Consider the following 8071-nt stretch of genomic DNA (forward strand, 5'->3'; position numbering starts at 1 on the left):
CAACCGAACCTGGGGCGGTTCAGTTCGGTGTGGATTCGGTGGAGGTTATCCAGGTGGCGATCCGGGTGCGGTTGCTCACGCCGAACTTGGTCATGATGTTCTGCACGTGTGTTTCCACCGTGCGAACGGAGATGACCAGTTTCGCGGCGATGTCCCGGTTGGACAGTCCTGCGCCGACGAGAAAGGCGATCTCACGTTCGCGGATGGTGAGCGATTCGCCCGGTAAGCCCAAGTCTGCGGGTGCCACGCTCTTTCCGAGCGCGTAGGCCATCGCCGTGTCTTCGGGCAGGACCGCGCCGGCGGCACGGGCCCGGTCGAAGCGGGCTTCGCCAAGGGCGTCGCGGGCCTTGTTCAGATGGTCGAAATGCGGCACGGCAAGGGATCCTGCCGCCTCGGCGGAGGACCCGACGAGGTGCCAGAGCCTGGCGGCGACGCCGAAGAGGATCGCCGACCGCAGGTGTTCGCTCTGCCGTGCGGCCAGCCACGCCAGAATCTCGATGTGGTGGGCGGCGCCGAAACGGTTGCCGATTCGCAGAGAGGCCCGCAGACCCGAGTGCGAGGCTTCCATGGAGACTGTGGCGTCGCCATAGAGCGCCTCGACGCACGAGCAGGCGTACTCAGCCATACTGAGGTAGTACGCTTCGCCCGCCGCCTTGGTCAGCGTGAGCATTCGTCCCGCAACCTCTCGCGCCCGGTCCAGGTCTCCGAGTACGGAGATGCTTACGGCGAGGATGAACAAGGGATGGAATTCGCGGCGAAGATCTCCTTGGGCTCGGAAGGCCGCTGCGGTGCCGGCCGACAACGTGACCGCCGACTCGAAGTCGCGCTGCAACATCGCACCCAGCGCGCGTACATGCTTGACGAAGGTCTGTGCTGGTTCAGCTGAGGTCGCTATCAGCAGTGTGTCCGCCTCGGCCAGCAGTGTCTCGGCGTTCTCGACGTCGAACTGCCATAACGCGTGCAGCGCGCAGACTCCCAGACCCATCGGGCGATCAGGATGGCCGGCAGGTGTCTTGGCGAGCGCTCGCTCGAGCCACGTGCGGGCTTCGGCGAGCGATCCGCGTAGCGTCCAGTACTCGTCGAGCCGGGTGGCGATCCGCAACGCGGACAAGGCCTCACCTGGTTGCCGCAGCGCCCAGTCCAATGCGGCCCGCAGATTCGCGTGCTCTCGATTCAGTCTGCTCACCCAGCCGTCCTGTGCGGCGCTGACCCATTCCGCTTCGGCCGTCGCGGTCAGCCGGTCGTACCACTGACAGTGGCGCCGCATCGTCTCGGTCAGTTCACCGGACCCGGCGAGCAACTCGTGACCGTACTCGCGCAGCGTCTCCAGCAGCCGGTACCGCACGACGTCACCGTGTTCCTCGCGCAGGAGCACGGATTTGCCCAGCAAGCCGTCGATCAGATCAAGCACGTTCAGAGCGTCAGTCCCCGCGCAGACGAACTCGGCCGCAGCGAGCTCGAAACTGCCGGCGAAGACCGAGACCTGCCGCCAGACCGCCTGCTCCGACGGCGAGCACAGCCGATAGCTCCAGTCGATGGTGGCGCGCAGGGTGTGTTGTCGCTCCGGTGCGGTGCGCGGGCCAGTGGTGAGCACCGGCAGGCCTCGGTCCAGCCGATCGGCGATCTGCCGCGGTGACAGTGCGCGTACCCGCGCCGCGGCCAGTTCGATGGCGAGCGGTAGACCGTCCAGCCGCCGGCACAGAAGCGCCACGTCGGCGAGTGTGTCGTCGTCGACCAGGAGAGTGGGCACCACCGCCCGCGCCCTGTCCAAGAACAACTGGACCGAGGGGAAGTCCGCAAGCGCGTCGGATCCGGCCTCAGGAGGGACGGAAAGCGGCGGTATCGGCAGTACCCGCTCACCCGGGACGTCGAGGGACTGCCTGCCGGTGGCCAGCACGACGACGCCCGGACAGGTGTGCAGGACGGCCTCGACTACGTCGGCGCACGCGCTGACCACGTGCTCGCAGTTGTCCAGCACGAGCAGAAGCGCCTGAGTCCGCAGGTGGGCGAGCACAGTGTCGAGGGTGGTCTCGCCGGGCCGGTCGTGCAGGCCGAGGCGGTCGGCGATGAGATTGGTGATCAAAGCGGGGTCGCGCAGTTCGGCCAGACCGACGAACACCGCGCCGCCCGTGTAGTCCGGTGCGGTCTGCCGCATCACCGTGATCGCCAACCGGGTTTTGCCGACTCCTCCCGGTCCGGTCAGGGTGGTCAGCCGTCCGGTCTCGATGAGCCCGCGTACCTCGGCACCTTCGGCTTCACGCCCGAAGTAGCTGGTTGAACGGACTTGACCGGTGTCGTCGGCGCGGCGAGCGAGCCAGTACATGCGGCCGAATCGTACGGCACCGTGAAGCAGACGACAGGTCCGTGACCGGATAGTCGACGCCACACGCGACCTGGCGTTTTCTGCTGGAGAGGACAAACCCGCTCGTGGCGCCGCGCTGTGTCAACGCTGGGGTTGCCGACGCGGGGCCGTGCCCCGATCGGGGACGGGGGCATGGATGGCTTCCCTGATCAGCCGTGTGCCGTCGGCGGGGGTGATGTACCGGGCTGTGACCAGCCTGGCGGTGCTGGCAGCGACCTGGCGGACGTAGTGGTCATGGGTGGGGTAGAGCTGGGCGAGGGTAGCGGCGGGCAGCGGGGTGACATGTCCGGCGATGGCGCAGAAGGAGGGGCCGGTGGATGTTCCCGACCACGTGGCGGTGGGCACGTCGAGGTAAGGGGAGCGCAGGCCGCCCATGACGTTGCCGAATCGGTCGGTGGCCGGTGTTCCGTTGTCTACGGTGATGGGGGCGGCGCGAGGCGGGATGGCTTTCCCCGTGACCCAGTGGTCGAGGTTGCGTAGCGCGGCGTCGAAGAAAATCTGGCTGGGGAAGGGACTGCGGGGCCCCTGGTCACAGCCGGGGGCCGGCACTTGCCGTCCGGCTTTGACGATGTCGGCGGGTTTGGCGGATGCGTGCAGTTCGTCGGGGGTGGCGTGGCCGGCGCCTGCCATCTCGTAACCGCGGTAGTGGTCGCCGGGCATGTCGCTGTCGGGGCGACGGGAGTCGATTCCCAGCAGGTAGTCCGATTGGGACATCAGATGCAGGATCGGTGTTCCAGCGTGGTCGAACTGCCTGCGGGGGTCACCGATGGGTGGTGCGGGGTCGCATTGGTTCATCGGCGCGGCACCCACGAAGGAGCCTCCTGCGACCGCGACGAGGTAGCCGTCGTAGAGCGGGCGTCCGGTCGCGCGGACCACGAGGGGCTGGATGCCGTTGACGTAGTTGTAGAGGTAGCCGCCGGTTTGCGAGTAGCCGAACCCGTATAGCCGTTGGACCGGCGGGTTGTGACGTTCTCCGTACCGCAGAGGATTGTCGGTCCGGTTGCCGCGTAGGAGAGCGCCGACTTGGCTGTAGATGTCCCACGCCAGGCCGTTCTCGGTCACTCGGGAGCTGTCACCGGGAATGAGTGTGAGCGGGTTGGCGCAATTGGCCGGATCGGTGACCGGTAGCGGGTTGGCCAGGGAGAGCGGCGCGTAACGCACAGGATCGAAGTTCTGGAGCGCGGCGACGGACACGGGTTTGATGGTGATCCCGACCCAGGCGTCGCCGTCGGCAATGAGCTGACGGCGCAGCATCGCCCAGCCGATGTTGAGGTCGAAGAGGTTGGAAGGATTGAGCATCTCGACGACGACCTTGCCGCTGAATCGCTTGCCTGTCGCGGGTTTCCGCACCAGCAGCCGCGTGGTGTAGGGAGCGTTCGGGGTGCGGACGGCGGCCGGAGCACCCGCTGGCCAGGTGTAGACGTTCGCCCGGCCGCTGAGGAAGTACTCGGCCTCGGTGTATCCGCTGGCGGCGAGGTTTTCCGGCACGGCCTGGTGGGCTGCGGCGCCGAAGGCGTGGGACCGGCTGTTCTGGGCGATCGGGCCGGTCACCCTGGGCAGGACACCGCCCGGGGTGGCTGCGGCGGGAACGGCGATCAGGCCGGCCAGGACTGGTGCCAGGAGGCCGGCTGCGATGCCGCGGCGGAGTGCGGATTCAGTGCGCATTGAATTCCTTGGGCTGTTGTGGACGGTGTCGTCGGGGGGCGGCTCCGATGGCGACTTGCCGGGTGCGACCTGTGGCGGCAGAGAGGTCAGTCGTCTTCGTCGACCCAGTCAAGGCTGCGGCGGACGGCTTTGCGCCATTTGCGGTAGCGGCGTTCTCGGAGCTGCTCGTCGAGGTGGGGGTGCCATTCGGCGGCTTTGTGCCAGTTGCTTCTGAGGACCGCGAGGTCGGCCCAGTAGCCGACCGCGAGGCCGGCGGCGTAGGCGGCACCGAGGCAGGTGGTCTCAGCGACGGTCGGCCTGCTGACCGGTATGCCGAGGGTGTCGGCCAGGAGTTGCATGAGCAGGTTGTCGGCGGTCATGCCGCCGTCGACGCGTAATTCGGTGAGGGTGGTGCCTGTATCGGCGCGCATGGCGTCGACGACCTCGCGGGTTTGCCAGGCGGTCGCCTCAAGGGCGGCACGGGCCAGATGGCCGGGTTTGACGTAGCTGGTGAGGCCGGTGATCACGCCGCGGGCGGTGGTGTTCCAGTGCGGGGCGAACAGGCCGGAGAAGGCGGGGACGATGTAGCAGCCGCCGTTGTCGGCGACGGTTGCGGCGAGGGTTTCGATTTCGGCGGCGGTGTGGATGAGGCCGAGGGTGTCGCGGAACCATTGGACCAGTCCGCCCGTGACCGCGATCGACCCTTCCAACGCGTAGGACGCGGGGTGGCCATCGAGCTGGAACGCCACTGTGGTCAGGAGTCCATGCGCCGATCGCACCGGTTCGTTGCCGGTATTGAGCAGGAGGAAGCTGCCGGTGCCGTACGTGCTTTTGACATCTCCGCGGGAGAACGCGGTCTGGCCGAACAGGGCGGCGTGCTGGTCGCCGAGTGCGGCCGCGACGGGCACGCCCTCGAGGACACCGGTGGCGACGCCGTAGGGATGTGACGACGGCCGGATGGCGGGAAGCATGGCTCGGGGAATCCCGAATTCACGCAGAATGCTCTCATCCCAGTCAAGCGTGGTGAGATTCATCAGCATGGTGCGGCTGGCGTTGGTGACGTCGGTGACGTGTAGTCCGCCGGTGAGGTTCCAGATCAGCCAGCTGTCCATGGTGCCGAACAGCACGTCACCCTGTTCGGCACGCGCGGCGAGACCCGGGATGTTGGCCAGCAGCCACGCCAGTTTCGGTCCGGAGAAATACGTTGTCAGCGGGAGACCTGATCTTTCGCGGAAACGGTCCATATCGGACTCCGCCGCGAGGGCCTCGATCGTGGTCGAGGTTCTGGTGTCTTGCCAGGACACGGCGTTGTGCACCGGGAGCCCGGTGGCTCGGTCCCACACCACGGTTGTTTCGCGCTGGTTGGTGACACCGACAGCGGCGAGCGAGGGAGCCGTTATCCCCGCATAGGCCAATGCCTCTTTGACGCTCTGTTCCACACAGGTCCAGATCTCCCGCGGGTCGAACTCCACCCAACCCGGCTGGGGGAAGATCTGGCGGTGCTCCCGGCGCGCGAGGGAGACGATACCGCCGCGGCGATCGAAGATCATGCAGCGGCTTGAGGTCGTGCCCTGGTCGATGGCCGCGACATACCGACCGCGTCGGTCGGCTCGGACGGGGATCATGGCTCCTCGCAGAGGTTTTGCCCGGACAGAGAGAGCCATCAGTCTTCAGGCCCCGCGGGGGTATCGGATATCCGGAAGGCTACGGAGATCGCCACGTACGTAGTGGACGTTGGTGGCTGCCCGCCCCCTGATCGGCGGGCAGCCACCCATGAGGAGTCTGTGGGTCAGGACATCGGGCAGGTCGCCCGGAATTCGCTGACACCATTGCCGGTGGTGGCGGGGCACAGGAACTGGGTGTAGCGGGTGTCGTTGTCGATGAACCGCTTCATCCAGGCCTCGGTGAACTTGCCGATCACCGGGTGCTCCCTGGTGAAGGTGCCGTGATCGGCGCCGGTGACGTTGATCAGACCGCGCTCACGAGCGCTGGTCATGCTGTTGTACATGGGGCGGGCATGCTGCGTGATGCCGGCGACGTTGTCGGCGGTGCCGGCGAGAAGCAGGGTGGGTGTGGTGATCGACTCCCACGTCTTGTCCTGGTTGTAGGGGGCCAGTGGGACGCCGGCCTTGATGGTCTTGCGGACCGATTCCGCGTAAAGGGTGCCGCCACCGCCCATGGAATGCCCCATGACGCCGAGCCGGGTGCTGTCGAGGCGCTGCCGGACCTGGGTCGGGGAATTCCGGGTGAGGTAGTCCAGCGCGGCGAGCAACTGATTGCCGCGGGAGGTGGGCTGGTCCTGGGTGTTGATCGTCGCCATGGTCATGACCACGAAGCCGCGCGACGCCAGGTGCGGTCCCAGCCACGCGATCGCGCTCTCGGGCGAGGTGTACCCCGGGACGACGGCGATGCCACCGTACGTGCCTTGACTGGTGTCGGTCGGGTAGTAAATCGTCCCGCCTCCGAACCCGGTCACCTGTGAACGCGCGATCGTCACCGAGGCCACGGCGAACGTGCCTCGCGGGGCACGAACCGATTCCTCGGTCGGTGCGGGGCCGCGTTCATAGGCGTTCGCGGCCACCGAGGCGGCGAGTTGCGGCGCTGATGTCGCACCGTGGGCGGTACCGCCGATCACGGCACAGGCCAGAACCGCCGACAGGACGGCAGCGCTCCTCCGGGTCATGAGCTGAATTCGCATGAAGTTTCTCCTCGTTGAGTCACCTGACTGCGCAAACCCGGGCTTCCGACTCGCATCCTCATACCCGGCGGGTGGCAAGAATCTGCCACAGCGGACCTTTGCCGCCAAGAAACCTCGTTCGACAATGTCGAACGTTCTCGGATCGGTTGCGGTTCGCTCTCGATCGTAGGCCGAGTCAATCGGTTTCGGAGGAAACACTTGTTCGGCATTGTCGAACTGCGTATGTTTACGGCGGCTCGCGTCCCAGTGCGAGCGGACATCGGGAAATGAGGACATCACATGGTTCAGCGACGAACTGTGCTAGGCGCTGCGACGGCCGCGACGGCCGCGACCCTCTTCGGCAACGCGAGTGCCGATGCCACCGGCGGAGCGAAGGGGGAGACCGTCGCCCTCCGGATGCGGAGCCGGATCCTGGGTGCGGACGTGCCGTATTCGCTCTATACGCCGCCTGGCTACCGTCGCGGCGGGGCCCGGAGCTACCCAGTCCTGTACCTGTTGCATGGTCTCACCGGGGATCACGCCGAATGGGTGCGGCTCGGCCGGGTACGCGCGATCGTCGACGCGGCGATCGCGGCCAGACGACTACCACCGACCCTGGTCGTGATGCCCGACGCGCGCCGCGACACGACCAGACCCTCCACCGATCAGTTCGTGACCTACTACATGGACGACGCCGACGGCGCGTTCCGCTACGCCGCCATGTTCCTCGACGAGTTCATTCCTTACGTGGAGAGCGCCCACGGCGCAGGGGGCAGTGCGGCGCGTCGTGGGATTTGCGGCCAGTCCATGGGCGGCTTCGGCGCCCTGTCGTTCGCGCTGCGGAGACCGGGCCTGTTCGCCGCGGCGTTCGGCTTCAGCGTCGGGCACCGCACCGCCGAAGAGATGAAGGCCTTGCCCGTCGCCGAGTACAACTGGCGCTTCGCGCGTGCCTGGGGCGCGGATCTGCAGGGCCGTGCCCGGCTCACCAACCCGCTCTACCGGCAGTGGAACCTGCTCGACACCATCACCCGGTCGGCGACCGCGGACCTGTCCCGCACCGCCTGGTTCCTCGATTGCGGCTCGTACGACCAGTTCTTCCTCGGCAACGTCGAGCTGCACACTGCCCTGACCCGCAAATCCGTGCCCCATCACTTCATCGCACGCGAAGGCGCCCACGAGTGGGCCTACTGGACCAGCGGACTGCCCGCGGCACTGGACTTCATGGCCGCGTCGTGGAACGGACGCGCACAATGACACGCTCGGAGGCAAAGGTGCCTACACCGCCCGATGCGGCGCCGCGTCGCCGAGACAAGATGCATTACCTGTACCTGGCCGTGATCGCGGCGGTGGTCCTCGGCGTCATCGTCGGGTTCGCCGCGCCGGGTCTC

General features: G+C 67.1%; 5 protein-coding genes. 1 reads left to right on the forward strand and 4 read right to left on the reverse strand.

The window, feature by feature from the left end:
- Positions 1-19: 19 nt before the first annotated feature.
- The 4 genes from ACM6LU_RS34465 to ACM6LU_RS34480 all read right to left on the reverse strand — a co-directional run bounded on the left by ACM6LU_RS34465 (position 20) and on the right by ACM6LU_RS34480 (position 6704).
- Positions 20-2323 (reverse strand): helix-turn-helix transcriptional regulator, encoded by a 2304-nt coding sequence (locus ACM6LU_RS34465; RefSeq protein WP_414942025.1) that lies wholly within the window; start codon positions 2321-2323, stop codon positions 20-22.
- A 120-nt stretch (positions 2324-2443) separates the two neighbouring features.
- Positions 2444-4027, reverse strand: coding sequence for an alpha/beta hydrolase domain-containing protein (locus ACM6LU_RS34470; protein ID WP_414942026.1), 1584 nt, complete (start codon positions 4025-4027; stop codon positions 2444-2446).
- Between the two features lie 86 nt (positions 4028-4113).
- The gene (gene glpK / locus ACM6LU_RS34475; protein ID WP_414942027.1) at positions 4114-5631 is read right to left on the reverse strand and encodes a glycerol kinase GlpK; all 1518 of its coding nucleotides are present in this window, start codon (positions 5629-5631) and stop codon (positions 4114-4116) included.
- A 164-nt stretch (positions 5632-5795) separates the two neighbouring features.
- A complete protein-coding gene (locus ACM6LU_RS34480; protein ID WP_414942028.1) occupies positions 5796-6704 on the reverse strand; it encodes an alpha/beta hydrolase family protein in 909 nt (302 codons plus the stop codon).
- Positions 6705-6983: 279 nt separating this feature from the next.
- On the opposite strand from ACM6LU_RS34480, the gene ACM6LU_RS34485 reads away from it, so the two are divergent.
- On the forward strand, positions 6984-7937 hold the full coding sequence (locus tag ACM6LU_RS34485) for an alpha/beta hydrolase (protein WP_414942030.1): 954 nt from the start codon (positions 6984-6986) through the stop codon (positions 7935-7937).
- The last annotated feature ends 134 nt before the right edge of the window (positions 7938-8071 follow it).

The sequence above is a fragment of the Amycolatopsis sp. cmx-11-51 genome (genome assembly GCF_047608665.1).
Taxonomy (GTDB): domain Bacteria; phylum Actinomycetota; class Actinomycetes; order Mycobacteriales; family Pseudonocardiaceae; genus Amycolatopsis.